Here is a 25,135-nt window from a genome sequence, read left to right on the forward strand (position 1 = left end):
CGATCATTGCGCGAGTGAATCGCCGAGTCGCTTCAGTGCCTCTCTCGTCGCCTCTGACGAGACCTGGGTGTAGATCTCCATCGTTACGGAGAAGCGGGCGTGCCTCAGGACCTGCATGGCGACTCTCGGGTGGACGTCGAGGTCGGCCAGGAGCGTGGCGCAGGTGCGGCGGGCGTCGTGGACGGTGATCGGCTTGACGTTGGCCTTCTCGCACCTCGTCTGCCACGACCGTTGGAAGTTGCGCGGCTCGATGGGTGTGCCGTAGCGGGTGGTGAAGACGAGTCCGGTTTCGTGCCACGCCTTGCCTGCGGCTGCTCGGGCTTCGTCGCGCTGTTCCTGTCTGAGCTTGAGGGCGGTCAGGCAGATGTCGGGCAGGGGGAGGGTGGCGTCGGATGCCTGGGTCTTGGTGTCGCGGTGCAGGAGCTGCCCGCGTACGCGTTGCAGTTGGCGGCCGATGGTCAGCTCGCCGGCGTCGAGGTCGACGTCCTCCCAGGTAAGTCCCAGGGCCTCGCCCTTGCGTAGGCCGGTGACGAGGACCAGGGCGTAGGCGGCGTACAGCGGGTCCTCGTCGGCGCGGGCCGATTCGAGGAACTTGCGGGCCTCGTCGCTCGACCAGGACTTGCCGCGCCGGCGGCGGACGGTGGCGAGGGTGACCGGCACGGCCGGGTTCTTGGCGATGAGGTCTTCGGCCTGGGCGTGGGTGAGGGCGGCCCGCAGCGCGGCCCGGATGTCGCTGACCGTCCGGGTCGACGGGACCGCCTGGCAGCAGCGGCCGACCGCGCAGCAGCGCCGCTTGTACTTCGGGCGGGAGGCGTCTTTGCCCTGGTTGCAGCACTGGCAGGTGCGGGCCACCTGGTTGATCCAGGTCTGCACGTCCCGCGACTGGAGCCGGTCGAGTCGCTTGGCCCCGAGGCCGGGGGCGATGTAGCGGCGGACGAACGTCTCGTAGGTGGCGTAGGTCAACGGTGCCCGGTTCGGCTCGATGATCTCCGACAGCCAGTAGGTGAGGAAGCTGCCGACGGTCGGGACGCTGGTCGCGACCGGTCCCTGCTTCGCCTGCTGGTGCAGCTTGATCCACTTGTCGTGGACGGTCTCGCGGGTCTTGCCGTAGACGTACTTGCGGTCACGCCGGCCGTCGGGTTTGGTGACCCAGACGTAGGCGGCGAAGCCGTTGCGGTAGGGGAAGATGGAGCCTTCGCCGTTGGCTCGTGCGCGTCCGGGCATCAGGCGGCCTCCTGGCGTTCGACCTGTTCGCGGATGTAGTCGTCGACCCATTCGGGGAGGATGCGGCGGTCTTTGCCGTCCTTGATGGAGCGCAGCTCGCCGGTGGCGATCTTCATCTTGACCTTGGAGATGCCGAAGCCGAGCAGGACGGCGACCTCGGCGGGGGAGTACCAGCGCGGGGTGAGGTCATGGCTCATGCGGCGGCCCCGGTGAGCCAGGCTTCGTAGGCGAGTTCCTCCCGGCCGACGCGTCTGCTCTCGCGTCGCTGCCTAGCGGCGGTGTTGGCCAGGAGTGCGTCACCTTCGGTGAGCCAGCCGGCCCCGATGTAGGCGAGGGTGCCGACGGTGATGGTGTCGGCGGTCTCGTCGTCTTCGGCGCGGCGGTGGACGGTGCGGGTGTTGCGGAGCCGCCCGAAGGTGACGGAGTAGCGGCGGGCCTTGGTGAGGAAGTGGCCGCCGAAGCCGAGCATGTGCGCCCAGCGGCGCAGCCCGGCGTAGGCGTTGGATTGGGCGTCAAGGTCGGCTTGACGGCGGTGGGCCGTTGGGGCGCCGCCAGCGGTGTTGGTGTGGGTGGGGCGGCCGAGGTGCCAGCAGGCGTCGATGAGGCGGGCGAGGTGGTCGCCCTCGGGGTCGGCGTAGCCGTCGATCGTGGCCGAGGTGAGGCGGGCGAACTGTTGGCCGGTGACTTCGGTTGCCTTGGTGGCGTACTTGGCCAGGTAAGCGACGACCTTATCGTCGGTCAGCTCGCCACCAGCCATGTTGATGCGGCGGACGTCGACCTGCTCGCCCCAGGCAATCAGCCAGCCCTGCGGCCGGTCGGGGTGCGGAGCTGTGGTGACGGTGATCCGGGAGGTCGCGACGTGTACGGCTTCCTCCAGGTCGTTGACGGTGATGCCGGCCGGCGGCGGCACGAGAGCGTGCGGGTCGTCGGGGTCGACGCCGTCGAGGCGCAGCAGGACGTGGAAGTGGACGGCAGCGCGGCGTTGCATCTCGGCGACCTTGCCGTGGGACACCCGCACGGGCGGCACCCAGCGGACCTTGCCGGAGGCGGTGACGACCCGGACGAGCGGGATGCCGCGCTTCCGGCAGAGGGCGGCGAGGTGGCGTTCGATGGCTTGCTTGGTGCGCCGCCACAGCTCGCCGGAGAAGTAGTTCCAGACGACCTGGTGGTCGTGGTCGTAGCAGTCCAGGCACAACGGCTGCCCGAGCCGCGGATCATCAGCGTCGTGGCGGGCGAAGCACGCCGCGGGCTGCCCGTGCTCGCAGGTGCCGGCCGTGCGGCGAGCGTGGCAGGGAGTCGGCCGGCAGTCGCAGCGCTGCCGGGTAGCGCAGGTGTGGCGTGCGACGTGGCGATGGTGAACCGCGCCGAAGGACGGGGCGGTGAGGGTGGCGAACACGACCGGGTGCCGGCCGACCGAGGCAGGAACGCCCTTGCCACCGGTCAGCCCGCACCGGACGACCTGGTAGGCGTCGCCCTGGTAGACCCAGGCGCAGTCCGGGCACTGCGACTCGCGGCGGTTGCCGCACGCCTTGTAGAGCGCCCCGTCGGGCAGCTCGTCGGTGTGCAGCCGGCTAATGATGCGGCCGGTGCCGGCGTTGACGGTGGCGATGGTGCCGGTGAGCCGGATCGGGCGAGAGCAGCCGGCGGCGGGGCGGGTGTGCTCCAGCCAGCCGAAGAACTCCGGCGTGGCGGCGCGGTGCAGGACTTGGACGTCGCGGCCGAGGGCGAGGTCGGGCCGGTACAGGGTGAGCGGGGTGGACACGACTGTCTCCTCTTCAGGGGGTGGCAGGGACGGGAGACGAAGCACCACCAGCCGTGGACGTCTGTCCGCTGGTGGTGTTCGTCGTGTCTCCTGGCACCGCCGAGAGGGCGGCTGACGCCGGAGGGCGAAGTCGTGGTCGTGCCACGTCCCGCCGATGGGTCATGTCCTTTCGCGTTCGTGGACCTGATGGGTGGGCCGGCACGGGTGGAGAGCCTGGGATGTCGGCATCCGGCGGGTTGCCGCAGGCTGTCCCCACCCGTGGAGATGAGCGAACCCGGACCATCGTGGACGGCAGGAATGGCCGTGTTGGGCCGCTCAGCGGATTCGGGGGCCGGCATGGTTGCCGGTGCGATCGAGAGCCGGCGGGACGTGGCCCGCATCAGCGGCAGGAAGGCCGCTCGGCATCTCCGACGTCGAGTCCAACGATCCGGCAGGAAGGCCGCGCTGGCGTGCTCGACGAGCGCCAGAGTAGCACCGGGTACCGACACGTCAACCCGCCGTGACTCGGGCAACCGGCATCGAGGGTCGGCTCCCGACCTGCCGTATCCAGGCCGACGCTTCACGTCCACGTCTCACGTGATGTGCCATGTGTGCTCTAGCTTGTCTCCTCGGCGTCCCCAACATGGGAGTACACATGCCCAACGTGGCCCTCATCGCCGGGCCGGTAGTCGACCTGGCTTCCGCTGCGGCAGCTTTGGCAGGCGCCATCGGCCTACAGGTCGTCAGCGCAGGCAATGTCTTCCGGGAGCACGTGCAGCATCAGACGCCGCTGGGCAAAGAGGCGAACCGGAATATGCAGGCCGGACATCTTGTCCCGGATGAGCTAATGGTCAGAGCCATCGCTGACGCCCTTGCCAACGTCGACGGTGGCTGGGTGCTGTACAACTTCCCTCGCAAGGTCCGTCAGGCTGAGTTGCTGGCGCAGAGCGGCCATGTCCCCGACGCCGTGATCGAACTCGTCCTTACTGAGGACCAACTTCGCCTCGCCGTTCAAGGCCGGGTGGAACGGCAGATAGCACTGGCCCCCCAGCAACCCGAGCGACGCCAGGAACTCTTGCTCATGTACTCGCATACGCAGGAGAACTACCAGGAGCTGGTCGAGCCGTTGCGCGCTTACTACCGGACCCATGGCCTGTTGCGAACCGTCAGTGGCTTCGGTGGCTTCGAGGACGTAGCCGCCAGGCTGATCCCGATCGCCTCCGACGGTCAACGCCGCCCGTGAGATCGGGCAGGGTCGGCCGGCTGCCGGCCGACGTGGGAGGACTTTCTTTACATCCATCAAGGCGGCCCTGAACGGGCCGCACGCGCCGCCGCCTGGGCGCGCGTCCGACGCTCCGCTGTCGCTCCACGCCGGCCACGCAACACGCCCGGCGGCTGGCGCGGAGAGCGGGGAGCCCGGGGCCGCCGCAGACGGTAGCGCTGAGATTGGTTGAGGTTCGCGGGCCGGCAGCCGGCCGCGCCGCGCCCGAGCGACGCGGCGCAGGAAAGGGCACGCCGGGTCCGCGTGGCGGGTCGCGTCGGCGGACCGGTCGCGGTCAGTGCGCCTCCGGCGGGGCGCAACGACTCCAGGATGGCCGGGGCTCCGTCGGCGGGTCGCGGTCCGTGGGTGGTTGCGCAGGGCCATCCCGCCAGCCGACGACCCGGGCGAGCCGAGCAGACCACCGCCCGGCCCGCCAGCGTCCGTACGAGCCGTCAAGGTCCACTTGACGTGGCGGACCGGGCGGCGGCCCGCTCCCCAGGAGGGCGGGTCGGCGGCAGACGGGATGGCGGACGAGTCGCTCTACTGCTTACGCCGGACGAAGCAGGATGACACTGACGCTTGCGCGGCACGACAGGAGGCGGCCGAAGCCGCACTGGCGGACCGGCTTAGCGGCTAAGCCCACCATCCGCCCAGTTCATCGACAGTCACCGAGGCGCACGAGAGGTCGTGGATCAACACCATGCCATGAATCGCGTATCGTGCTGCCCGTGTCAGACCAGCCGGCCCAGAAGCCCAGTCGTAAGGCCACGTTCGCTCTCGTCCTGGCCAGCCTGAGCCTCGTGCTGTCTTTGATCTCGTGTGGCTTCGTGGCCGTTACATGGTTCGATGATTTTGATGATTCGTTTCAGTCACCGCCGCAGGCAGCAAGCGTGTCGGAGGTTGAAGCCTTCGCCCACGTGACCTTCCCGCCTGGCACGGTGTTCCTCTCGGCCGCCAGCAGCAACGGATTGGAGACCTACCTGTCGGCGAGGTTCCGGATTCCCCGCGACGCCCTCGACACCTTCATCGCTGACGGCAATTTCGGCGCAAAGTTGACCCCAGGGCTACGCGCCGTTACCAAGCAGGACGACGTCGGCGGAGGAGACACCTGGCACCCCGAGACGGCGGTCCGAGTCTCCGGACTGGACGAAGAAGCACCGGGACCCAACGGCACCTACCGTCGCCTGCTGGCGGACCTTGATGCGGAAGACACCGTGACGATGTACCTCCGCGCGAGCCGGCCCTGATATCCGAGGATCGCGCCGACGGCTGGTAGTTAGCTGGCGCCTGCCCAGTTTCCGTTGGTCAGCTTCCCGCGGCTTGGAGGGCCCACGTCGGTGATCAATTTCAACGGACCGCGGCTGCGGGCCGTCATGACGGTCGTCCTGGGCAGTCTCCTGTTCCCTGGTGGACTCTTGCTCTCGACCCGGCTGGACGCGCTGATCAGCGAGAGGGTGCGCGTCGGCGTCGAGACGACCGGCCGAGTCGTCCACGTGGAGCGATACCAAATTGGCCGCTCAAGCGTGGTGACGAGGTTGACCGTGGACTACGCCCTCAACGGCGAGCGGCACCGGGAGTTGCTCTCCAGCGAACTCGATGAGGTCCGGTGCCACGCCGGAGACGTGGTGAGGCTGTACGTCGACCGAACGGATGCGACGAAAGCTGCTACGGCCGAGGGGTACGCGACGGAGGACCTGCTTCTTCAGTTGCCCATTCTCCTCGAAGCCGCCGGAATCATCATGATCATACTGGGTCCCGCTTGGCTCGAGCGCCGGTGGCGAGAATCGTCACCTGGTTCATTTTGAGGCTGCTGTTGCCCCATCGCAGAGTCACCGCCTGGTATGAAGCAGAACCTACTTCCCCGCGCCCAGCGCTCGTGCCTGATCCGTGCCCGATACAGGTTAGGCACCTTTAACCTGACTGTGCAGCATGCGGATGAACCACGCCGGGGGTGTCAAACGATGGAGCGTGTTTGACACCCCCGGGCCGGCCCGGCATTGCGAAGCACATGCCGCTGGGATGACTCCTCCTGCACCGCTGTCGGCAAGGAAACGCCGAGTCGTGCCAAGATCATTTGGCCCAGTGTCGGCCCAACAAGCGATGATCGATTGGCGGCGAGCTGCGAGGCCCACGCGGTTCAGGGTGCGCGACAGCTAAAGTCACGCGCGCTGGTAGCCTGACGCGTCTCGCGCGAGAGGTGGAGTCTGCCCGGTGCTCAGGATGGCGCTTCGTAGGTTAGTCGCGGTGGTGGCCGTCTGCATGGTGACCGCGTGCGGTTCTTCAACGGCTCATACAGCGGATCGATCAGCGGGCGAAACGATCCCCTCCACGGCGCAGCCGGCGGGCTCGGCCACAGCCGCGAAGCCAGCTTCCCCAGCAGTTCCGGCGACCGGCGGATCCGGCTACTCCGCGACGCTGTCCGCACGCTTGGTGATCACGGACTCACTGCCGCCCGGATTCGCTGTGGAGATCGCGACAGTCATGGCGCCGGATGCTGGAGATCAACGCCCAGGCGTCGACGTACCCTGTTCCGACAGCATGATCCCGCTGCTGTCGGCAAGGCGGCTAACCGGGACTCCGTCAGCGATGGCCGCAGCCACCCTCAGCTATGACGCTGGTCCCGATGACCTCTGGGTGGGAACCGAAGTCCTCAGGACCTACGCTGATGACGGCGCACGACGAGCAATGACCGACCTGCGAACCTTCATCGGCCGTTGCCCCACCGTTGTCGTGTCGTCCGGCCTTGGCATCGGCGACAGGTACCGCTTCGCAGTTGCACCAGGGCCACGGCTGGGCGATGACAGTATTCACGTCAGCTGCAGCACGACGTCCGGTTCAGACCCGATGGGATGGGACAGCGTACTCGTCCGGATCGGAACCACTCTGGTGGTCGTCCAGGAGCAGGGCAACAAACCCGGCGGCCACAAATACCTCACCCAGCTCGCCGAAGCTGCGCTCCGCAGATACCAGACGACCGAATCCTGAATGGCCTTACGCGCCCCCGATGCCAGGGCCGTTTGCGGTGTTCGTCTGCCAGGCTTGGCGGCCATCTACTGTGTAGATCAACCCGATTCCCAACCTGAGGTTAGGCATCTTCCAGGCTGAGCGTCCGATGCTGCGATGATGTTGCCGTGGGCCAGGTGGCGGGATGGGACTGCATCGTCGAGGGTGCGGTTGTTCGCTTCATGCCCGGCGGGGACGACGAGCCTGCAACCGTCGACAACATCGATGCCCACGTCCATCTTGCTGACGGCACCCATCGTTATGCCACCTTTATGACCACAGATGAGATCGGTCGCATCCTGCGACGATGGGCTGAGACCGGCGAGGCTGGTGGCGGTCGCTACTTCTGGTGCTCGGACCTAGTCATCATTCCGAGGCCCGGCGTCAAGGCGATGGTGGCAGCCCTGGAAGAGATCATCCGATCCGGTGATGTAGACGTCATGCTCAGCAAGGTGGGACACGATTCGGCCTTGGCTGAGTGACTAACCGGGTGACGATCGGAGCGCACGCTGGCGGACGAGCGTGGACGCCGGGGGACCACTGCAGCAGCTCACCCGCCGAAAAGCGCCAGGTCAAAGCCAGGTGTAGGTTGCCTGGGGGGCAAGGGGTCGTGGTGGCTTCACCGCTGCCACAGAAACGCTGCGGTCGTACAGGATCGGCATCGAAATCCGTAGCCGCAGCCGCCACCGCCGAAGTTGATGGCGGTCTGGTAGTCGTGGCCTTCCTCGATCTGCACGACGAACGACATCGGCAGGTCGCAGACTGCACAAGTTGGTGTCTCGTCAAACTGCAGCCACGCCGGCAGGCCACCCAGCTGTCCGAGCACATCCCTCACCGGCCGGCCGGACTCAACGCGCCAACGCTCGCGTGCCTCTCCGTAGTCCTCGGAGTCGTTCAATGGCACGTAGGCGACCTCGGATGTCTCCTCCAACAAGACGTTGTCGCCTGGGGGCACGGCGGCCGGGGTCAGTTGGTCGAGCTCGAACACGAATGCGCGGTTGCCGCCTGAGGTCGCGTCCCACTCGTCGCACAGACCTGGATCGTTCTGGCACATGAAGATTGACAACAGGCCGGACTCGGCCGAGTCGATGTCGTCGAGTCGGACCTGGGCCAGGAACTGCATCGGCCCATCGCACTCATGGCACCGTGGCCAGCGAAAGCCCGGTGGCACGAGCGGGACCCCTCCGGTACGCGTTCCGGGCGCATCTGCCGCGGTGCCAGCATAGATCATCAGGGTCGTCACGCCGGGCAGCGTACAAAGGCGCAAGCAGTCCGTCGAGGGCCAGCAGGAACCCAAGGAAACGCCATGCGGCCGCCAGCTGAAGGCCGAGCAGCCAAAGGAGCAGCCAAACCGGCGATCGGCGGACGACCGTGAACCGGCACGCCCGGTTATGCGTGGCGAGCACCCGGAGGAGCAGGAGCCAGGAGCCGACTCGTAATGCGTAGGTCGTGGCGACAGCAACGGCGACAGCAACCGAGGCGCGTTACACCAGCCACAGACGGGAATCGGCCGCCACGACAGGCGAGGTGACACGGCGACGGTCAGAGCTCGGTGTGTGCCTCTTAATCCGCTGGTCCGGCGGGCTGCAAGCGCTGCCGCATCCCGTCAGTGCGGGGCACACAGGGGGCACAAGACACCGTGAAACGTCGTCAAGCAACCGTGAACGATGGCAGCCTGAGACGCCGTGTGAGCAGGCGTCGCACGCCGTCCCCGCTTGGCGGGACAGCCGCTCTAAGTTCCGCTTCAACGTTGGAGTCGCGGCTACGAGACGCGGGGTTCGGCAAGCTTGAAGATCCGGATCGCGAGTTCCACGGGCTGCTGCTGGGGCACCTTCGCCGGCAGTTGGACGTATATCGACATAAGGGCATGGGGAAGCTGGACCTGGAGCTGGCTGCTGGACTCACTCCAGCCGGCAGCTTCGCCGAGGTCGGGGACCGGTGTGCCCGACGGTACGAGCGCGCGTCCGTTGGTCAGGAAGACGGAGACGCTCTCCGCTGAGGTCTGCCCTAGTGGCGTAAAGAGAAATATGCAGTCGGTGGGGCCGTCGCCGACCGACATTGGCGTGGGTAGCCCGACAGACTCGCCAACTTCTTTAGCGGTGACCAGCGCGCATGGCTCGGTTGCGGCAATGCCGGAGGGCGTACCGCCAGCGCCAGCGGGAGAGCCAACCGACGCCGTCGCCGATGGGGAGGGGTCGCTTTTGATCGGCACGCCTCGTGCGGCATCGCACGACGCCACCGCTACCGCAGTGAGCATCAGCAGACTGATCGGGGGGACCGGTTTCAGCCAGCCCTGCCGCCCCTTGATGATCATCAGGTCATCCTGCCCGTAGCAGTACAAGGAATCAACGGCGCTCCGGTCGGCCTGCGAATCTGACTCCAGCGGCAGCCACCTAGAAACCAACCGCTCGTCGCCGTACAGCAACGAAACCCGACCACTGAAGCCCGAGACCGACCGACCGAGGCTTGCGACCCGCACACCGGACCGACAGCAACCGCCTCGCCGGCAATCCATAGGTTCAGGGCCAGGACGTGCGTCTGCTTCCTCGACCACTCGGTGAAGCAGCAAGGAGGCAGCGAACGCGTCGCCTGCGGGCGACACGTCCCGACAGCAGGCGGGGTCGTAGCCGAGCTGACAGGTACGGGATGACAACCGATGACAGCAGGCGATGCACCGCAGCCGCGTTCACACCGAAGAGGTCACTGGTTCGATCCCAGTATCGCCCACGCAGGTCAAAGGCCACTTCCCGGAAACGGGAGGTGGCCTTTCTGCTGCTGTACAGCAGCGGTGCTCAATGGCCGAGGGAATCGCCGAGGCGCTTCAGTGCTTCCCGCGTCGCCCTGGGCGAGACCTGGGTGTAGATCTCCATCGTCACGGAGAAGCGGGCGTGCCGGAGCACCTGCATGACGACTCTCGGGTGGACGCCGAGGTCGGCCAGGAGCGTGGCGCAGGTGCGCCTGGCGTCGTGCACGTTGATCGGCGTGACGTTGGCCCTCTCGCACCTCGTCTGCCAGGAACGTTGGAAGTTGCGCGGCTCGATCGGTGAGCCATAGCGGGTGGTGAATACGAGGTCCGTCTCGTGCCATGCCCTGCCGGCGGCTGCTCGGGCCTCGTCGCGTTGTTCTCTGCGCACCTTGAGCGCCGTCAGGCAGATGTCGGGCAGGGGGAGTGTGGCGTCGGACGCCTGGGTCTTGGTGTCGCGGTGCAGGAGTTGCCCGCGCACGCGTTGCAGTTGGCGGCCGATGGTCAGCTCTCCGGCGTCGAGGTCGATGTCCTCCCAGGTGAGCCCCAGGGCCTCGCCCTTGCGTAGGCCGGTGACGAGGACCAGGGCGTAGGCGGCGTACAGCGGGTCCTCGTCGGCGCGGGCCGATTCGAGGAACTTGCGGGCCTCGTCGCTGGACCACGACGCTCCACTGGGTGATCATCGGTTGCGGGGATCGGCCAGGCTTGAGGACCGGGCTTCGTCCCACGCCCGATCCCCGAGGTCACCGTCCCGGCGTCCTAGTCCAGGTCGATGCGCAGACCCACGTCGTCAACCGCGGCCACGCAAGTCTTGCTCTGAGTGGTGGGTCTCCCTCGATCAGACGTCGTCGAGATGTCACCATCACCTGCCAGCCTGGCGAAGCCACGCGTCTTGTTCAGGGTCGGGCATGAGCTCCCTGACCTCTTGCGCGCAGCGGCAAGCGACGGCGATCTTGGCAGCCCATGCCAGCGCCTCCTCGCGTGAGGCCACGTCGACGATCGAGAACCCGCCAATGACCTCCTTGGTCTCCGGGTAGGGGCCGTCGGTGACCATCCCGTCCGTGGCCACGACGCTCGCCCTCTGGCGTTCGAGTCCGGCGCCGAACACCCACGCGCCGGCGTTCACGGCCTCCTGGACCACCGCGTGCGAGGCCTTGCCCACGTCGGGCATCTCCTCGTCGGGGATGTGGTCCATCGCGCCGTCATTGAACGAGATCAAGTACCGCGTCATCCCATGACTCCCTTGTCCCGGCGGCCCTCTCCGGCCGCCTCTCACCTGTTCTACGAACGACTCGCCCCGGATCCGACGCCATGCCAGAAGAATTTCTCACGGGACCGCCGCCGCTCGGGGCCTGCGGGCGTCATGTCGGCCCTGTGCGCGGAGATCATCGCCGCCGCAGCCGGCTACGAGTAGTCCCACCGCACTTGTCTGCCGTGTTCAGCGCGCTGAGGTTGGCGCAGATCAGTTGGCGGACGCGGGTCGCGCATCGGTCGACGGAGGACAGGCCGGCTGCCGACCGTGTCGGGTCTCAGGACCTGCGTGACAGATCAGTCTCGGGACGTGGGTGACACGTCCGGCTAGACGATCTAGGGATGGCGGACAGGTCACTCTACGGCGAAGCCGCCGTGGCTGATGGCTTGTCTCAGCCAATCAAGCCAGGCCACCCACAGGTCATCCCCCTCCAACTCTGCACGCAGGCTCGGTGACGAAGCCTGGTAGCAGCTCAGCGCTTGCTCGATCTCCCTCGCCCCTATCAGCCACCGGCCGTTACTCATCAGCTTGAACTCCGGGATACCAACCATTCCAGCGACCGTCTGGGCCGACGCCGCCCGTTCGGCCTTGTTGTAGGCGTCGCGCCGACTCTGAAAGGCAGACCGCCAGTCGTCGATACCATCGAACGGCCAGGCAGGGAAGGGCTGCGAAGTTGCCTGGTAGGTCATGCCCGCGCGGTGCATACCGTCACGGCAGAAGGCCATGCCGGCGATGTTCAGATGGAACTGATACGCAGCTGCAAGCGACTAGTACTCCTCCCAGCACGGTGGGGCGTGCACGCACAGGCCCCCCAGATCGGAGCACGTTTGGTAGCGCGAGCGAGCAGTCGCAGCAGGTTCGGGCAGATCAACCCACTCAAAGTCGTAACCCATGAGCCCCCCTTCGCTGTCGGCCGCAGCAGCCAAGCGCTCAGCGCCATGACATTCTGCCGGGCAAGCGCAGGCGGTCGGGGCGTGGGCAGCGACGACTTGGCTAGCCCACGCGAGCGTCACACATCATCTCGGTACTGGCAGGGACGCCAGTATTCGGAGCGCCCAGAAGGTGAATCATGGTGAGTATGGACCGAGCGATGGTCGCCGAGGCGGCGATACGCCGCATCGACGCGTGGCTCCAACAGCACGCGCCCCGAGCCCGCGCGGTGCTGCGACCGCCGGCGTCAGAGACCGATCTCGTAGCGGCTCAGGACGCGGTCGGCCGGCAACTGCCACCCGATCTGCGGGCCTGGTGGCTGTACGCCGACGGAGCACGTTTTGGCCTTGACGCCGATGGCGGCACGCTCATCCCGCCCGGCTTCGTTCCCTATTCTGTCGACGAGGCCCTCAAAAGCCGCCGATTGTGGATGGACGTCGCCCGGCAGCTCGCGCTCTTCGACCAGTTGGAAGCCTTCATCAGTTCGGAGAACAGCCGTCCGGCCGGAACGAGATGCGACACCTGGCTACCCGCCTGGCTGCCCGTCGCCACCAACCGAGGCGGCGGGAATCTTTTCGTGGACTTGCGTGGCGGCCCTAAGTACGGCTGCGTCATGGAGTTCTACCGGGATGCGGGAGCCGTGGCTGAGCCCGAGTGGGCGGACATGGCCGCAATGCTCTACGACATCGCCGACCGTCTGGCGGAGAACGAGGCGTACCTCGATAACGCCGGCCGAATCTTCTGGCCGTGATGCCGCATGAACCGTCGCTGGGTGCACCAGTCCATCTTCTGAATGTCGCGCGGATTCCCAACAATACGTCGCGCAGGAAGGCCAAGCCGCCCGCGTACCACGGCGGTCGACAGCAACGGTGACAGTAACGGGGCGGAACTTCGGCGGACGACGCAGGCCAGCGGCGGATCAGCCGCCGAGGTCGCAGACGCGCACAGACTGGCCCGGACGAGGCGCGCAGTTCTTACAAGCGAGGGCTCACCGGTGCGCTGGCTATCAGGGGTACCGTCGACATCGGTGGCTTGCTGTATCGCGGCCGGGTGAGCCCGCTTGGACCCTTCAGCTTGGAGCGGCGTATGGCTTCATTCGTCGACCCACGCTTCGGCGTAGCTCTGCGTGGGTTTCGGGAGCGACGGGGTCTGTCGCTTCGGTCGCTCGGGCAGCTCGCCCATCGGAGTAAGAGCCACCTGCACGAGCTGGAGACGGGGGTCAAGGCTCCGACCGCCGATACCGCGCGCCACCTGGATCGGGTTCTTGATGCCGGAGGCGTGCTCGCTGGCATGGTCGATGCGCCGATCGACCATGCTGCTGAAGCCGGCGAGCTGTGCGCGAGGGTCATGGCCAGCGACGTCGGCAAGGATGTGCTCGACCGTATCGAGCGGGGCGTCGATGATCTGGCCAGCGCCTATCCGACGACCGCCCCGGCTGATCTCCTGCCGCTGGTACGGCGGCATCTGGCATACGTGGGCCGGCTGCTGGAGGGGCGCGTCACGCTTGCGCAGCAACGCCGGCTGCTGGTCGCCGGCGGGTGGCTCGCGGTGCTGCGGGCCACCGTGCACATCGACCTGAGACAGCGGGCCGCGGCTGCTGCCCATCTGCGGGCTGCTCATGACCTCGCCGAGCACGCGGAGCATGCGGAGATCCGGGGATGGTGCCTGGAGACCCGTGCCTGGGACGTGCTGACCCAGGGCGACTACCGGGCAGCTCTCGATCTTTCCCGCCAGGCCCAACGGATCGCCCCGCAAGGCAGCTCCGCCTACATCCAGGCCACTGCTCAGGAGGCGCGCGCCTGGGCGCGGATGGGTGACGTGGGTGAGACCAGAGGAGCGTTGGACCGCGTGGAGCGGCTGACGGCCAACCTGCCGGTTCCGGAGCGTGCCGAGCACCACTATCGCTACGACCCGGCCAAGGCTGCCGCGTACACGGCCACGACCCTGTCATGGGCGGGTGACCCGGGCGCCGAGCAGGTGGCGAGGGCGGTGCTGGCCGACCTGGACCCCGACGGCGACGGGGGTGCACGGCCCCGCCGCGCTGCATCGGCCCGTCTCGACCTCGGTCTTGCCCTGGTTGCCTCCGGGCAGCCGGACGAGGCGGTCGCTCTCGGGACGGAGGCTGTCGTGTCCGGGCGGGTGGTGCCGTCGAACTGGTGGCGGGCGACGGAACTGCTGGCGAAGGTGGAGCAGGCCGGCGTGCCGGAGGCGTCGGCCTTACGTGAACTGTGCGCCGAGTACGCCCCCCGACGTCGGCAATCAGCGGACAGCACAACCGGTTAGCGGACGGTCACCGTCTGGATCGACGACGTTTGCGGCGCGACTCTGGTCCTCACTGCACCGGGGCGCGGACACGGCACATCGGCCGGTGACCTGCGCTCCCCCACAGGGAGGAGCCGGACGTGACGGTGACTGTCGGACTTCTGAGACGGATCACCGGCCGGTGGCTCCCGTCGACGCGGCCTCTGCCGGGCGTCGGACAGCGCATCCAAGCCGGGGAGCAGGAAGCGGCCCGGCGGCGGCTCCTCGATCAGGCGCGAGGCGGGGGGCACCACCCGACGGCGGACGGTGGGCCGCTCGACCATGACCGAGATCGGCTCGCGGGACGTGACGAGTGACCGCCCACGGGCCGGTCCTGCCGATCTGGAGTTGCGGTGGCTGTGGCGCACCATGGCCGTGCGTCACCCGACGCCGGGAACTGCGAGCAGAGTTCGAGGACGCCCCGGTGTCTCTCTCCCTCTACATGGGGGCGCAGCTTGTCCGCGCCACCGCCGACCTGACCTGGGCACCCGCCGGCACGCTGCATTGGCGCTTCCTCGGCTGGACCCGATGAGCATCCTGCGGCCCGGCGACGACAAGTTCCACTACAGCGACGGCTCCCACAAGTGGATCCCACCGAACCCGGACTACGACCAAGAGGTCTGGGACGAGGAGGTCCGCCAACACAAGCTTGCCCATCTCAAGAACGAGCGCCCGAAGGTCCGCATCCAGCGTCTCGTCTGACGCCAGCAGTACAGCAGCGAAGTACAGCAACCGTGCCAGCCGAACCGAGCCAAGACCCGCCTCAGCAGGCCGTTTGACCTCGTACCCAGCCCGATCCGACCAGCTCGCCGAGAGTTCACACCGAAGAGGTCACTGGTTCGATCCCAGTATCGCCCACCATCGAAGTAACGCGGAAGAGCCACCCTCGGAAGAGGGTGGCTCTTGCTGATTCCATCGTCAGTTGTCGTTGGGCGTCAGCGGATCGTCAGCGAACGCGTCGCGGATGCGTTGATCCCGCCCGTCCGACCGGTGGGTGTAGAGGTTCAACGTTGTCGACGGCTTCTCGTGGCCCATTACCGCCTGGACGTCGTTGACCGGGACGCCCCGCGACACCAGCTCCGTGGCGTACGAGTGCCGCAGGTCGTGGAAGCGGAGTCCGCCCGGCGCCATCTTCGCCACGTGCGCGACGGCTTCCCGCTCGGTGGTGAACTCCGCGGTGCGCTTGACGCCTTCCAGGTCGACCCAGGCTGCGCGCCACTTGAAGTGGCCCAGGCGGCTCACGTCTCCGAGCAGCCCGGCGCGGACGAGCGATGGCCGCCAGACGCGAGCCCGAAACAGGGTTCGACGCAGCGGACCGGCGGACGAGTTGGTGAACACCTCACCGCGAGGACCGGGCGGGAACGCCTCACGATGGGCGGCCAGCAGGTCGACGGCGAACTCAGGCACCGGGACGGTACGCCGGCCAGCCCGCGACTTCGGATAGGGCTTGATCGTGACGGTGCCGGCCACCTCGACGGCGACCCGGACCACCTCGACCGTCTTCGCGGCCAGATCGAGCGACTCCCAGCGGAGCCCGGTGCACTCACCCCACCGCAGCCCGGTACCGCCGGCCAGGGCCACCAACGCCCGGTATCGGTCGGGGACGGCCTGCAGGAGTCGAGCGACCAGATCCGCGCGGGACAGCACGCGCCCGTCGGTGTCCTTCTTCCGCCGTGACGGCAGCTTGACGCCATCGCACGGATCGGCGCCGATGAGCCGATCACGAACCGCCGAGCGGAGGACGGCCGACAGCAGCCGGTAGCACTCGGCCACGGTGGCAGGGGAGCGGCGGGTGCCGAGGTCCGTCACCCAGTGCTGAACGGCGAGATGATCGATCCGGGATAGGGGCACGTCCGACCAGCGCGGCAGGACGTGGGTTCGCAGGATCGAGGCGTCCCGCGCCCTTGTGGTCAGCTCGTCGTTGCGGGACTCCCGCCACCGTTCCGCGTACTTCCCGAACAGCAGACGGCCGGCGTGCGGGTCGACGTACCCGCCACGGGCAACGGCGGTTTCCGTCTCGGCGAGGAAGGCCGCCGCCTGCCGTCGGGTCGGGAAGGTCTTGGCCTTCTGCCGGCCGCTCGCGTCACGCCAGTTCGCGCGAAAGGTGCCCGCAGGCGTCTTGACGATGTGTCCCATCAGGCCCATCCCTCTGGGCCGTCGGCCTGGTCGGTGGTCTCGTTGAGCCAGTCGTGGAATCGCTTCTTGGGGATGACCCAGCGTCCGCCGAGCTTGCGGGCGGGTATCTCGCCCTCGCGGACCAGGGCGTAGGTGCTGCCCAGGGAGAGGGAGAGCAGTCGGGCGACTTCGCGGACGGAGTAGACGGCCCGGCTGTCGCCGCTGCGCAGGAGTCGGCCGGGCAGGTCCGAGCCGGTGGTCGGGCGGGTGGCGGTGGGGGTGGTGGCGCGTTCCATGGTTCCTCCTGGTCAGGACGTGGGGCGGTCGACGGTGGTTGGGGCGGTGGTGGCAGCGCGATCTCTCGCGGCGAGGAGGGCGGCCTTCCACTGGGCGCGTTGGGACAGCGCGCGTAGGAGTCGGTGTTGCAGGGGTGGGATGTCGGGGTCGTCTGGGCGGGCGAGTTCCCAGGCGTAGGTGGGCGCGGCGTCCTGGTCGACGGGGTCGGTGTCGTCGGCGCCGGTGGTGACGCCGAGGAGGTTGCGGACCCAGGCGCGGGCGTCGGCGCGGTGGTCGGCGAGGGTTTTGCCGGACCAGTCGCGGGAGACGAGGATGCGTCGGCCGCCGATGCCGAGGGTGGCGCGTTGGTGGACCTTGCCCTTGCAGCGCCCCAGGTGCTGCGCTCCCAGGCGGCGGTTATCGTCGGCGACTACGAGGTAGCCGTACTCGAACACGGGGAAACGCCATGACCCTCCATCACCGGGCGGTTCGGCGGCATGCGGCCGCCCTCACGGCCGCACTAATGCTCCTCACTGCCTGCACTGGTGGCGGCCTCTCGCCGGGAAAGGACGACCCCTTGCAGACCAAAGCCACCGCCGAGGTGAAAGGCCTGGCCGAGACCCGTGCTCAGGCCGTCGCCACCACCGCCGGCAACCCGCTGGATGACTGGCGGACCAACACCTCGCCCTGCGTAGGCCGGCGGGGCGAGATCGCCGACGACGGCCGCTGGAAGTTGAGCGGCTTCGCCGGGATACCGGTCGCCCCAGCCGACCAGATCACCACGCTGCACCGGGTCCGAGACATGTGGCGGCAGCAAGGCTACGAAATCACCGAAGACCGCACCTTCGCCGAAGGCACCCGAGGCGCAGTCTCCATGCGTGACACCGAAACGGGGATCACGGTCAGCCTCACCACCACCAAGAGCCGAGACCGCATCGCCTTGATCCTGGCTAGCGACTGCTACATGCCTGCAGCCGGAGAAGACCCTGCCAACGCTTAGGCCAGCCGCCAATTAGCGTGCACCATCACGCGTCGGGAGCTGACCCCAGTGCGACCCCAACAAACCGCAAAACCAGCACTCCAGGACCAACCGCCCAGCAGACCGAGGCGAGGTCAAGAGATTTGAGCATGGGGGAGAGGCAGCACTCTTAATCCGCTGCTGCGTCAGCAATCCCCGAAGATCACGATCGGGCCCCGATCGGGAGTCGGGTCCGACCGGGCCGTTGACGGCCCGGTGCATCTCCCGTGTGCTGTGCGCGGGCAGGACGCCCGGATCGGGGGAACGACGATGGAATCCACGGCACCGGGACCGGCACCCGTTAGGCCGCCGGGACCGCACCGACTTCGGGGATGGATGGCGGTCGCGCTGGCCGGGGTGCTGGTCGGCGGGGCCGCCGGGGTGACGGTCTGGCGGACGAGCGCCACCCGGTCACCGGCACCCGCCGAGGTCGCCGCCCCGGTCACGGCCCGGGAACTCCTCGCCCGGCTGCCCGGCCGGCTGCTGCCGCCGGCCACGCCGACCGCCCTTCCCACCGACCGGGCCGTGGGACGGGGAGCCCTGCTCTACCAGATCAACGACCCCGATGGCTTCGACGTGGCGACCGGCGCCTTGCCTCGACGGCCGATGTACCTGGTGACCGCCTCCGGTGAACAATTCGGCGTCGGGCTGGCGGCCACCATGGGCGAGTTCAGTCAGGCGCTCTCCCCGGACGGGAGGTGGTTCGCCCAGCGCCGAGACGGGCAGTGGTGGATCCGCGACCTCACCGGGATCACCGAGCGGGCCGTCCCGCCCGGGTACGAGTTGCGGCAGTGGTCGACCGACGGACGGGCGTTGCTGCTCGGGCAACCCTCCGGCGCCGGCGAGGCGTACGCAGCGTTCACCCTGCCCGGTGGGGGGCTGCGCCCGCTGGCGTTACGCGGGACGCCGGGCCGCCGGATGCTGGCATTCCTGGACGGGCGTGAACTGGCCACCGCGGAGTTCAACGTCGGCCCGAACGCCCGGCCGCACCGCCAGCTCACCATCGCAATTCAGGACGTCGACGGCCGCACCGCCCGCTCGGTGTCGCTCGCCACCACCCAACAGGTGGGCTCCGGCGACATCCGCAACGCGCTCGTCCCGCTCGTGCGCGGCGGCGGCGATCCGCCGGCGGTGTGGGCTCTGGTCACCCGGCGGGAGGAGGTCCCGACCGCCCAGCCGGAGGGGGCGCGGGCGGTGCCCCCCATGACGTTGGTCGGGGTCGATCTGCGGTCCGGCCGACCGGCCGGCCGGATCGACCTCGTGGTGCCCGGGGGTGGCGAGGGCGAGAGCTTCCTCGGTCTCGCCGGCACCGAGGTCCTCCTGCAACGCTGGGCCGCGGACGGCGGTGAGCTGGTCGCCGCCGACCCGGCCACCGGCCGGCGTCGGGTGCTGACCTCGCTGCCCGACCATGCGCGGGTGATCGTCCCCGGCGACTAAGGGGCCGGGGCCTAGACGCGGTTAGGCCGCTACGTCAGCAAGAAATCAGCAAGAGGTTCGGCGGCATCTGTCATTCGGCGACATCTGAAGGTATCCGGCCAGCACCTGACGGCAACAGACGGCAGCGGCTAAACCGCGACGGCAGGTGAGATCGACATTCACACCGAAGAGGTCACTGGTTCGATCCCAGTATCGCCCACGCAGGTCAAAGGCCACTTCCCGGAAACGGGAGGTGGCCTTTCTGCTGTCGTACAGCAGCTAAGTACAGCAATGGTCAGCGGGCGGGTGACGACCAGGCGAGGAGATGGCCGCCTGTGCTGTTACTTTGCCGGCCGTGAATGATCAGCTGACGTGGATCGACAGGATCATCGACGTGACCGGGTGGCGCTATGGGCCTGAGGGCGGTGCCGGCTGGGGGCAGGCGGAGGCCGAGCTCGGCGTCACGCTGCCTAGCGACTTCAAGGAGTTGTGCCGGCGGTTCGTGCCGGGCCTGTTCATGGGGGTCCTTGACCTACTGCGACCGACCGACGATCACGATTCGACTTCGCTGCTCGGGTGGTGGAACTCCAGCCGGCGTTGGGTGAGCGAGCACGACGATCCCGCCGGGCGCTTGTACGCGCCGCACGATCTGTACGGGCCCGACAAAGGGTCCGGGCTGATCGAATGGGGTCACGACTCGTCCGGGGGTCAGTACTTCTGGCTGGCGGACCGCTCGGTGGAGTCTGATCGGTGGCCCGTGGTCGCTCGGCACGACCCGCCCCACCCGTGGCACCGGTTCGACATGTCCATGACGGAGTTCGTCTACCGCATGCTCGCGGACCCGGAGCTGGAGTCGTTTTCGATGGTCACTCCGACGTGGCGACCGTTCTATCTGCCGTACTGGCAGCCGTTTCCCAGCACACCTGAGGAGTGGGACGCTCTCGGCGACCCGAACCGCGAGAACTGAACCAGTACCCGTCTCTGCCCGTGTAGGTCAGATGCCGAGCGAGTCGCCGAGGCGCTTGAGGGCTTCGCGCGTCGCCTTTGATGAGACCTGCGTGTAGATCTCCATCGTCACGGAGAAGCGGGCGTGCCGGAGGACCTGCATGGCGACTCTCGGATGGACGTCGAGGTCCGCCAGCAGGGTGGCACAAGTTCGCCGCGCGTCGTGGACGGTGATCGGCCGGACACCGGCTTTCTCGCACCGGGTCTGCCAGGAGCGCTGGAAGTTGCGCGGCTCGATGGGTGTGCCGTAGCGGGTGGTCAATACGAGGTCGGCTTCGTGCCATGCCTTGCCAGCGGTTGCCCGTGCCTCTGAAGTGACCCCCTGAGACCGGACACCTCCTGACTTGGCATCCTGCCGAGGAGGAGGAAACCGCGTTGGCTCGACAGAGCAAGTACCCCGGGGAGTTCCGACGTCAGGCCGCGGCGCTGGTGCTGGATTCCGGCCGCACGATCCGGGACGTGGGCCGGGAGTTGGGCGTCAACCACGAGACGCTGCGCAACTGGGTGGCCCAACTGCGCCAGGAACGCGACGGCGGCCAGTCGTCGTCGCTCAGCGGCGATGAGCGTGCCGAGCTGCTGCGGTTGCGGCGGCAGGTGGCCCAGCTGGAGTTGGAGAAGGAGATCTTGAAAAAAGCCGCGGTCTTCTTCGCACGCGAGACGGAGCGGTGAACCGGGCCGACGTGTATCGGTTCATCGACGCGGAGAAGACCACCTACCCGGTCCGTCTGCTCTGCCGGCTCCTCGGCGTCGGCCACAGCGCCTTCTACGACTGGCTTCGACAGGGACGCCAACGCGCCGCCGAGCGGAAACGTCACGACCTGCAGCGCGTCGAGGTCACCCGGCAGGCGTGGTCGGAGCACCGCGGCGTCTACGGCGCCCGACGGCTCACCGCCGAGCTGCACGAACGCGGCCACCGGTGGAACCGCAAGGCCGTGGCCCGGCTGATGCGTCTGGCCGGTATCGAAGGCGCCCACCGACGCCGGCGCGGAAAGCCCCGCCGCAAGGCCGCGTCGACCGCGACCGCGCCGGACCTGGTCCAGCGGCAGTTCACCGCGACCACACCCAACCGGTTGTGGGTCGCCGACATCTCCTACCTACGCACCTGGGAAGGATTCCTCTACCTGGCAGTGGTCGTCGACGCCTACTCCCGCCGCGTCGTCGGCTGGGCCATGGCCGATCACCCGCGCACCGAACTGATCCTCGACGCCGTCGGCATGGCCATCCAGCACCGCCGACCCGCCCGGGACCAGGTCATCCACCACTCGGACCGCGGGACGCAGTACACGTCGTTCGAGTTCGGCCGCACGTTGCGCTCCTGCGGCGTCCTCGCCTCGATGGGCTCCGTGGCCGACTGCTTCGATAACGCCCTGGCCGAGACGTTCTTCGCCACCTTGAACACCGAGCTGGTCTACACCCGCGCCTGGCCCAGTCGCCACGAGCTGGAGATGGAGGTCCTCTCCTACATCGAGGGCTTCTACAACCCCCGCCACCGGCACAGCCGTCTGGGTAACGTCAGCCCCGACACCTACGAAAAGATCCACCACGAGTCCCTAACAGACATCGAGGTGTCCGGCCGATAGGGGTCACTTCATGACCGAGACCGGCTCGCCGCAGGCCCAGGCGGCATAACCATGAGCGGCACCGGTGTCGTCACCTTGCTGAGGCTTGACAGTCCCACGATCGGCTGCCTCTGGCACGGCACCGGCCACGGCGGTGCCAATCGGGTGAGCACGGATGACCCGCAATGTGGCGCGGAGGGGCGACCCGATGCGCCCAGCGTGGTATCTGAGATCTCCGATTCGGTCCGCAACCTTGTAGCATGCGGCGGACGACGGCCGGCAGCCGGAGCGCGGCTCTGGTACGACTCGGCGGGCAGCACTGCCGGGTCGGGCGGCCGCGGCGCCGGTCAGGCCGGGGCCGGAGCGAGAGAGGAACCTGCTCGGCGTGTTCCAGGAACCGAACCGGACCCGGATGACCGGCGGAAACTCAGTTGGCGGGGCGCCAGGCGCCGACCCGCCGGAGGCGTGGGACGCGGAGCTGGCCAAGGCCGTGCGGCACGTCGCCATGCTGCGCACCGGGTTCTACGTTGTCGTGCTGCTGATCGCGCTCGGCGGCCAGGTGTCCGGGGCGATGGAACGGCTCGGCATGCCCTGGTATGTCGCCCTCCCCGCCGTTGGAGCGTTGGAGTTGGGCGGCGTTGTGGTGCTGGCGAACGCCGACGTACGCCGTCGGCTGGGCGAACCGGCCATCCTGTCCCGCGTGTTGTCGGCCGGTATCGCCACCGCCGCGGTCGCCTTCAACTGGCTGGCGCACAGCAACCACCTCGAAGGCGGCTTCTACGCGGGCATGTCCCTGCTCGGCTATCTGGTGTGGCTGATGAACACCGAGAACCAGCGGCGGGACCGGCTGCGCGCCAGGCAGCAGCTGCCACCCACGACGCCGGCGTACGAACCGGTCGGGCACTGGTTGCGCCACCCGTGGCTGACCCGCCGTGCCCGCTCGCTGGCCAAGGCTGACCCCGGCCTCGGGCTGTACGGCTCGCTCGACGCGGCCCGCGCGCAGATACGCGCCGAGCGGCGGCAGGCGGCGCTGAGCAAGGTGTTGCACCGCAAGATCAGCCGAGCGCTGGACGCCACCACGGCGGACATCGCCGTGGCGGTGTACGACCTCGACGAGATCGCCCGGCGGCTGGCCGAGCAGGCGGACTACGACGGGCTCACCGCGCTGATCGCCGCCGATCTGGCACCTGCGCGCGTGCTGGCCGGGAACCTGCCGGCGGGCGGCCGCCGCCGGCGGTGGCGTCGGACCGGTCAACCCGACCCCGTCGCACTAGCCTCGGCCGCGCGGCTGCTCGCCGACGCGCCGGACCCGGTCACGGACGCGGCCCCCGTAGCCCCTGCGGCGGACGCGGCCTCCGGCGGCTCAGGGCGGCCAGAGTCGGCCGGGGACGCCGTTCAGCAGGCAGGCGCTACGGAGCAGGCGGGAGACGGTGCCGAGCGACTGGGATCGGAGCGGTCCCGGGGGGCAACGCCGGACCGTACCGACCGGCAGTCGGAGCGGTCCGAGAGCACGGGCCAGCTCACCTCGACCACGGATCAGCCCGACCCGCCCCGCGCCTCGGACTGGGCGGCGCTGCACGCGGAAATCGCCCCGCTCCTGCCGGCAGCCGCACCGCGCCGCACGCCGCGCAACACAGCAGGCCGGTCGGCCACCAGCCGGGCGGAGTCATTGTCGACCACGGACGCGCCAGGCTCCGTCGAGGAGCCGGCCGACACCGCGCCGCCGGAAACGACCCGCAGCGCGGCAGCGATGCCGCGGACCGCGACGGGACGGGCACGTGTCGCCCGAGCCGCCGAGCCGGCGGGCGAGCCGGGGCCGATCGCGGCAGTCACGCGGGAGCTACCCCTGGTGGCCGGGCGGGACCTGCCGGACCTGGTAGACACCGCGGCGAGCCGTACCACACCACCCGTCGCGACCCCCGACATCGGGGAAGGGGCCACCGGGCAACGCTCGGCTCCGCGACCGCGGCAGCGCCCGGTGGGACGACGCGGCCCCGCGGCCGGGCTCGGAGACCGTCCGGCGTCGGTCGAGCACCCGGTCGGCTGAGGCCGGTCCGCCATGACCGAATCATCCTCAACGGCCTGATCAACGAACACTCCCCGGCCGCGTAGCTGAAACCGAGTTTCCGAGCACGTCAGCAACCGCCTCGTCGGCGATCGATGGATTCAGGGCATCACTGGTGCCGCGTCAGGCACGTGGGCGGCTCTGGCCGTCGAGGTGCGCGGCTGTCAGTCGCTCACTCATCACGGCAAGGTCGGCGAAGGGCCACCAAGGCCCGGGATGCCAATGCCACTCCCGGCAGCCTTCCCAGCCTTCCCAGCCGTCACGGGCGGCCTTTACACCACCCTCAGCGACCTGCGCCGCACCATCGGCGCTGTTGCCGTCCATCACCGTGACGACCGTTACCGCCTCGACCCGGACCACGTCGACGTCGACCTGTGGCGCCTACGCGCGGCAGCCCAGCACGCCGCTACCGTCCTCACCGACCACACCGGCACCCGGCAGAAGGTCATCGACGCCTACACCCGGTGACCTCGCCGACGCCCTCACCGCCGCCGGTGACCACAGCGGCGCCGCCCAGCTCCGGCACCCCTACACCCATCGCCTCGCCGATGCCGGGCTCGCACCCATCCTCCTGGGTCAGACGACACCTTCCTCGCAGTGAGCCACCCACGGCCGTGGGTGGCTCGGCGAGTGGAACTTGCCGTGCTTGGCTGACCTGCGCGTGTAAGGCCGTGTGAGGTGGTGTGAGGGTCTGTCAGACGCCGGCCCCTGCCCCCGCACCCCGCCCGCTCCTAGCGTCGATCACGAACCACGCCGATCAGAAGTCCGAGCTGGTGCAGCGTGTGCCGGGTGAGCACCGCGTCGAACGCACAGTCATGCCGAGTTGAGTGCGCCGCTAGTTCGTCCGCGGATCACGGCTGGCGTGTCGGCCAAATTCCCCGCCGGACGAGGCGATCAAGGTAATCGAGCAGCTTCACCTCGCTGCGAGCCAGCCTCTCACGCTCCGGCGTCGACAGATCGGAAAGCAGGTCCGGGAGGCGTTCGTTCCGCGGTACGAACACCATGGCGCCGGAGTACTCGCGGCAGATCGAGCACCACGCCAAGCCGACGCAGCGCTCGTAGAAGCTGTCGGAAAGCGCGTAGAGGCGGTACCTGTAGGAGTAGATCTCGCCAGCGCACGCGACGGCGTCCCCACCACGGACCCCGTGAATCGTGCTGACTTTCGACCATGCCCACCTGGCAGACCTGTGCCCCATGGCCTTGATCTTCCCTCGCCGCGAGCCCAA

25 protein-coding genes and 3 pseudogenes are annotated in these 25,135 nt (G+C 68.5%); 15 read left to right on the forward strand and 13 right to left on the reverse strand.

Going from position 1 to position 25,135, the window contains the following annotated elements; genetic code table 11:
- Nucleotides 1-3: 3 nt before the first annotated feature.
- The 3 genes from FHX75_RS26210 to FHX75_RS26220 are packed head-to-tail and all read right to left on the reverse strand — an operon-like array spanning nt 4 to nt 2,986.
- A complete protein-coding gene (locus FHX75_RS26210; protein ID WP_154943005.1) occupies nt 4-1,224 on the reverse strand; it encodes a tyrosine-type recombinase/integrase in 1,221 nt (406 codons plus the stop codon).
- Nucleotides 1,224-1,421, reverse strand: coding sequence for an excisionase family DNA-binding protein (locus FHX75_RS26215; RefSeq protein WP_154943006.1), 198 nt, complete (start codon nt 1,419-1,421; stop codon nt 1,224-1,226). Before FHX75_RS26215 ends, FHX75_RS26210 begins: the two co-directional genes overlap by 1 nt.
- Nucleotides 1,418-2,986, reverse strand: a complete 1,569-nt coding sequence (locus tag FHX75_RS26220; protein ID WP_154943007.1) for a replication initiator — start codon at nt 2,984-2,986, stop codon at nt 1,418-1,420. The genes FHX75_RS26215 and FHX75_RS26220 overlap by 4 nt, the downstream gene beginning before the upstream one ends.
- Nucleotides 2,987-3,620: 634 nt before the next feature.
- Between FHX75_RS26220 and FHX75_RS26225 the strand changes: the two genes are divergently transcribed.
- From FHX75_RS26225 to FHX75_RS26245, 5 genes are all read left to right on the forward strand, one after another.
- A complete protein-coding gene (locus FHX75_RS26225; protein WP_170285458.1) occupies nt 3,621-4,208 on the forward strand; it encodes a nucleoside monophosphate kinase in 588 nt (195 codons plus the stop codon).
- A gap of 746 nt (nt 4,209-4,954) precedes the next feature.
- On the forward strand, nt 4,955-5,473 hold the full coding sequence (locus FHX75_RS26230; protein ID WP_154943009.1) for a hypothetical protein: 519 nt from the start codon (nt 4,955-4,957) through the stop codon (nt 5,471-5,473).
- Between the two features lie 126 nt (nt 5,474-5,599).
- The gene (locus FHX75_RS26235) at nt 5,600-6,031 is read left to right on the forward strand and encodes a hypothetical protein (protein ID WP_154943010.1); all 432 of its coding nucleotides are present in this window, start codon (nt 5,600-5,602) and stop codon (nt 6,029-6,031) included.
- Nucleotides 6,032-6,764: 733 nt separating this feature from the next.
- Nucleotides 6,765-7,211 (forward strand): hypothetical protein, encoded by a 447-nt coding sequence (locus tag FHX75_RS26240; RefSeq protein ID WP_154943011.1) that lies wholly within the window; start codon nt 6,765-6,767, stop codon nt 7,209-7,211.
- Between the two features lie 146 nt (nt 7,212-7,357).
- Nucleotides 7,358-7,711: a hypothetical protein gene (locus FHX75_RS26245; protein ID WP_154943012.1), complete on the forward strand. Its 354-nt coding sequence runs from the start codon at nt 7,358-7,360 to the stop codon at nt 7,709-7,711.
- Nucleotides 7,712-7,848: 137 nt separating this feature from the next.
- On the opposite strand, the gene FHX75_RS26250 is transcribed toward FHX75_RS26245, so the two are convergent.
- The 5 genes and pseudogenes from FHX75_RS26250 to FHX75_RS26270 all read right to left on the reverse strand — a co-directional run bounded on the left by FHX75_RS26250 (nt 7,849) and on the right by FHX75_RS26270 (nt 11,949).
- Complete coding sequence (locus FHX75_RS26250; RefSeq protein ID WP_211364587.1) at nt 7,849-8,472, reverse strand: DUF1963 domain-containing protein; 624 nt, start codon at nt 8,470-8,472, stop codon at nt 7,849-7,851.
- Nucleotides 8,473-8,991: 519 nt separating this feature from the next.
- Nucleotides 8,992-9,654 (reverse strand): hypothetical protein, encoded by a 663-nt coding sequence (locus FHX75_RS26255; protein WP_154943013.1) that lies wholly within the window; start codon nt 9,652-9,654, stop codon nt 8,992-8,994.
- 367 nt (nt 9,655-10,021) lie between these two features.
- Nucleotides 10,022-10,642 (reverse strand): annotated as a pseudogene (locus FHX75_RS26260) (site-specific integrase); the annotation flags it as partial.
- A gap of 192 nt (nt 10,643-10,834) precedes the next feature.
- On the reverse strand, nt 10,835-11,203 hold the full coding sequence (locus FHX75_RS26265) for a YciI family protein (RefSeq protein WP_154943014.1): 369 nt from the start codon (nt 11,201-11,203) through the stop codon (nt 10,835-10,837).
- Between the two features lie 374 nt (nt 11,204-11,577).
- Nucleotides 11,578-11,949, reverse strand: a complete 372-nt coding sequence (locus tag FHX75_RS26270; protein WP_246158638.1) for a hypothetical protein — start codon at nt 11,947-11,949, stop codon at nt 11,578-11,580.
- Nucleotides 11,950-12,302: 353 nt separating this feature from the next.
- Here FHX75_RS26270 and FHX75_RS26275 point away from each other — a divergent pair, with 353 nt between their 5' ends.
- The 3 genes from FHX75_RS26275 (at nt 12,303) to FHX75_RS30980 (ending at nt 15,157) form a co-directional block, all read left to right on the forward strand.
- A complete protein-coding gene (locus FHX75_RS26275) occupies nt 12,303-12,905 on the forward strand; it encodes an SMI1/KNR4 family protein (protein WP_170285459.1) in 603 nt (200 codons plus the stop codon).
- Nucleotides 12,906-13,240: 335 nt separating this feature from the next.
- Entirely contained in the window at nt 13,241-14,437 is a 1,197-nt protein-coding gene (locus tag FHX75_RS26280) for a helix-turn-helix domain-containing protein (RefSeq protein ID WP_154943016.1), read from the forward strand.
- Nucleotides 14,438-14,983: 546 nt separating this feature from the next.
- Complete coding sequence (locus FHX75_RS30980) at nt 14,984-15,157, forward strand: hypothetical protein (RefSeq protein ID WP_170285460.1); 174 nt, start codon at nt 14,984-14,986, stop codon at nt 15,155-15,157.
- A 216-nt stretch (nt 15,158-15,373) separates the two neighbouring features.
- Here FHX75_RS30980 and FHX75_RS26295 read toward each other — a convergent pair whose 3' ends face one another.
- The 3 genes and pseudogenes from FHX75_RS26295 to FHX75_RS26305 all read right to left on the reverse strand — a co-directional run.
- Nucleotides 15,374-16,591 (reverse strand): tyrosine-type recombinase/integrase, encoded by a 1,218-nt coding sequence (locus FHX75_RS26295; RefSeq protein WP_154943019.1) that lies wholly within the window; start codon nt 16,589-16,591, stop codon nt 15,374-15,376.
- A complete protein-coding gene (locus FHX75_RS26300; RefSeq protein WP_154943020.1) occupies nt 16,591-16,866 on the reverse strand; it encodes a helix-turn-helix domain-containing protein in 276 nt (91 codons plus the stop codon). Before FHX75_RS26300 ends, FHX75_RS26295 begins: the two co-directional genes overlap by 1 nt.
- A gap of 12 nt (nt 16,867-16,878) precedes the next feature.
- A pseudogene (locus FHX75_RS26305) lies at nt 16,879-17,253 on the reverse strand (replication initiator); the annotation flags it as partial.
- 170 nt (nt 17,254-17,423) lie between these two features.
- Between FHX75_RS26305 and FHX75_RS26310 the strand changes: the two are divergent.
- The 3 genes from FHX75_RS26310 to FHX75_RS26320 all read left to right on the forward strand — a co-directional run bounded on the left by FHX75_RS26310 (nt 17,424) and on the right by FHX75_RS26320 (nt 20,247).
- Nucleotides 17,424-17,846 (forward strand): hypothetical protein, encoded by a 423-nt coding sequence (locus tag FHX75_RS26310; protein WP_246158641.1) that lies wholly within the window; start codon nt 17,424-17,426, stop codon nt 17,844-17,846.
- Nucleotides 17,847-18,200: 354 nt separating this feature from the next.
- Nucleotides 18,201-19,301, forward strand: coding sequence for a TolB-like translocation protein (locus tag FHX75_RS26315; RefSeq protein ID WP_154943022.1), 1,101 nt, complete (start codon nt 18,201-18,203; stop codon nt 19,299-19,301).
- 334 nt (nt 19,302-19,635) lie between these two features.
- The gene (locus FHX75_RS26320; protein ID WP_154943023.1) at nt 19,636-20,247 is read left to right on the forward strand and encodes a hypothetical protein; all 612 of its coding nucleotides are present in this window, start codon (nt 19,636-19,638) and stop codon (nt 20,245-20,247) included.
- 27 nt (nt 20,248-20,274) lie between these two features.
- Here the strand turns inward: FHX75_RS26320 and FHX75_RS26325 are convergent.
- Nucleotides 20,275-20,595, reverse strand: a pseudogene (locus FHX75_RS26325) (tyrosine-type recombinase/integrase); the annotation flags it as partial.
- Nucleotides 20,596-20,660: 65 nt separating this feature from the next.
- Here FHX75_RS26325 and FHX75_RS26330 point away from each other — a divergent pair.
- The 4 genes from FHX75_RS26330 to FHX75_RS26345 all read left to right on the forward strand — a co-directional run bounded on the left by FHX75_RS26330 (nt 20,661) and on the right by FHX75_RS26345 (nt 24,377).
- Entirely contained in the window at nt 20,661-20,954 is a 294-nt protein-coding gene (locus tag FHX75_RS26330) for a transposase (protein ID WP_170285461.1), read from the forward strand.
- The gene (locus FHX75_RS26335; RefSeq protein ID WP_154943026.1) at nt 20,951-21,865 is read left to right on the forward strand and encodes an IS3 family transposase; all 915 of its coding nucleotides are present in this window, start codon (nt 20,951-20,953) and stop codon (nt 21,863-21,865) included. Before FHX75_RS26330 ends, FHX75_RS26335 begins: the two co-directional genes overlap by 4 nt.
- 364 nt (nt 21,866-22,229) lie before the next feature.
- Nucleotides 22,230-23,891 (forward strand): hypothetical protein, encoded by a 1,662-nt coding sequence (locus FHX75_RS26340; RefSeq protein WP_154943027.1) that lies wholly within the window; start codon nt 22,230-22,232, stop codon nt 23,889-23,891.
- A 240-nt stretch (nt 23,892-24,131) separates the two neighbouring features.
- A complete protein-coding gene (locus tag FHX75_RS26345; RefSeq protein WP_170285462.1) occupies nt 24,132-24,377 on the forward strand; it encodes an AfsR/SARP family transcriptional regulator in 246 nt (81 codons plus the stop codon).
- Nucleotides 24,378-24,760: 383 nt separating this feature from the next.
- Here FHX75_RS26345 and FHX75_RS26350 read toward each other — a convergent pair whose 3' ends face one another.
- Nucleotides 24,761-25,135 (reverse strand): hypothetical protein, encoded by a 375-nt coding sequence (locus FHX75_RS26350; RefSeq protein ID WP_154943029.1) that lies wholly within the window; start codon nt 25,133-25,135, stop codon nt 24,761-24,763.

The sequence above is a fragment of the Micromonospora palomenae genome (genome assembly GCF_007829925.1).
Lineage (GTDB): Bacteria > Actinomycetota > Actinomycetes > Mycobacteriales > Micromonosporaceae > Micromonospora > Micromonospora purpureochromogenes.

What these genes read in the sequence shown, in the direction of transcription:
- FHX75_RS26210 (WP_154943005.1), bottom strand. Translation starts at nt 1,224, where the DNA reads ATGCCCGGACGCGCACGAGCCAACGGCGAAGGCTCCATCTTCCCCTAC.
- FHX75_RS26215 (WP_154943006.1), bottom strand. Translation starts at nt 1,421, where the DNA reads ATGAGCCATGACCTCACCCCGCGCTGGTACTCCCCCGCCGAGGTCGCC.
- FHX75_RS26225 (WP_170285458.1), top strand. Translation starts at nt 3,621, where the DNA reads ATGCCCAACGTGGCCCTCATCGCCGGGCCGGTAGTCGACCTGGCTTCC.
- FHX75_RS26235 (WP_154943010.1), top strand. Translation starts at nt 5,600, where the DNA reads ATGACGGTCGTCCTGGGCAGTCTCCTGTTCCCTGGTGGACTCTTGCTC.
- FHX75_RS26240 (WP_154943011.1), top strand. Translation starts at nt 6,765, where the DNA reads ATGATCCCGCTGCTGTCGGCAAGGCGGCTAACCGGGACTCCGTCAGCG.
- FHX75_RS26265 (WP_154943014.1), bottom strand. Translation starts at nt 11,203, where the DNA reads ATGACGCGGTACTTGATCTCGTTCAATGACGGCGCGATGGACCACATC.
- FHX75_RS26270 (WP_246158638.1), bottom strand. Translation starts at nt 11,949, where the DNA reads ATGGCCTTCTGCCGTGACGGTATGCACCGCGCGGGCATGACCTACCAG.
- FHX75_RS26275 (WP_170285459.1), top strand. Translation starts at nt 12,303, where the DNA reads ATGGACCGAGCGATGGTCGCCGAGGCGGCGATACGCCGCATCGACGCG.
- FHX75_RS26280 (WP_154943016.1), top strand. Translation starts at nt 13,241, where the DNA reads ATGGCTTCATTCGTCGACCCACGCTTCGGCGTAGCTCTGCGTGGGTTT.
- FHX75_RS30980 (WP_170285460.1), top strand. Translation starts at nt 14,984, where the DNA reads ATGAGCATCCTGCGGCCCGGCGACGACAAGTTCCACTACAGCGACGGC.
- FHX75_RS26295 (WP_154943019.1), bottom strand. Translation starts at nt 16,591, where the DNA reads ATGGGACACATCGTCAAGACGCCTGCGGGCACCTTTCGCGCGAACTGG.
- FHX75_RS26300 (WP_154943020.1), bottom strand. Translation starts at nt 16,866, where the DNA reads ATGGAACGCGCCACCACCCCCACCGCCACCCGCCCGACCACCGGCTCG.
- FHX75_RS26315 (WP_154943022.1), top strand. Translation starts at nt 18,201, where the DNA reads ATGGCGGTCGCGCTGGCCGGGGTGCTGGTCGGCGGGGCCGCCGGGGTG.
- FHX75_RS26345 (WP_170285462.1), top strand. Translation starts at nt 24,132, where the DNA reads ATGCCACTCCCGGCAGCCTTCCCAGCCTTCCCAGCCGTCACGGGCGGC.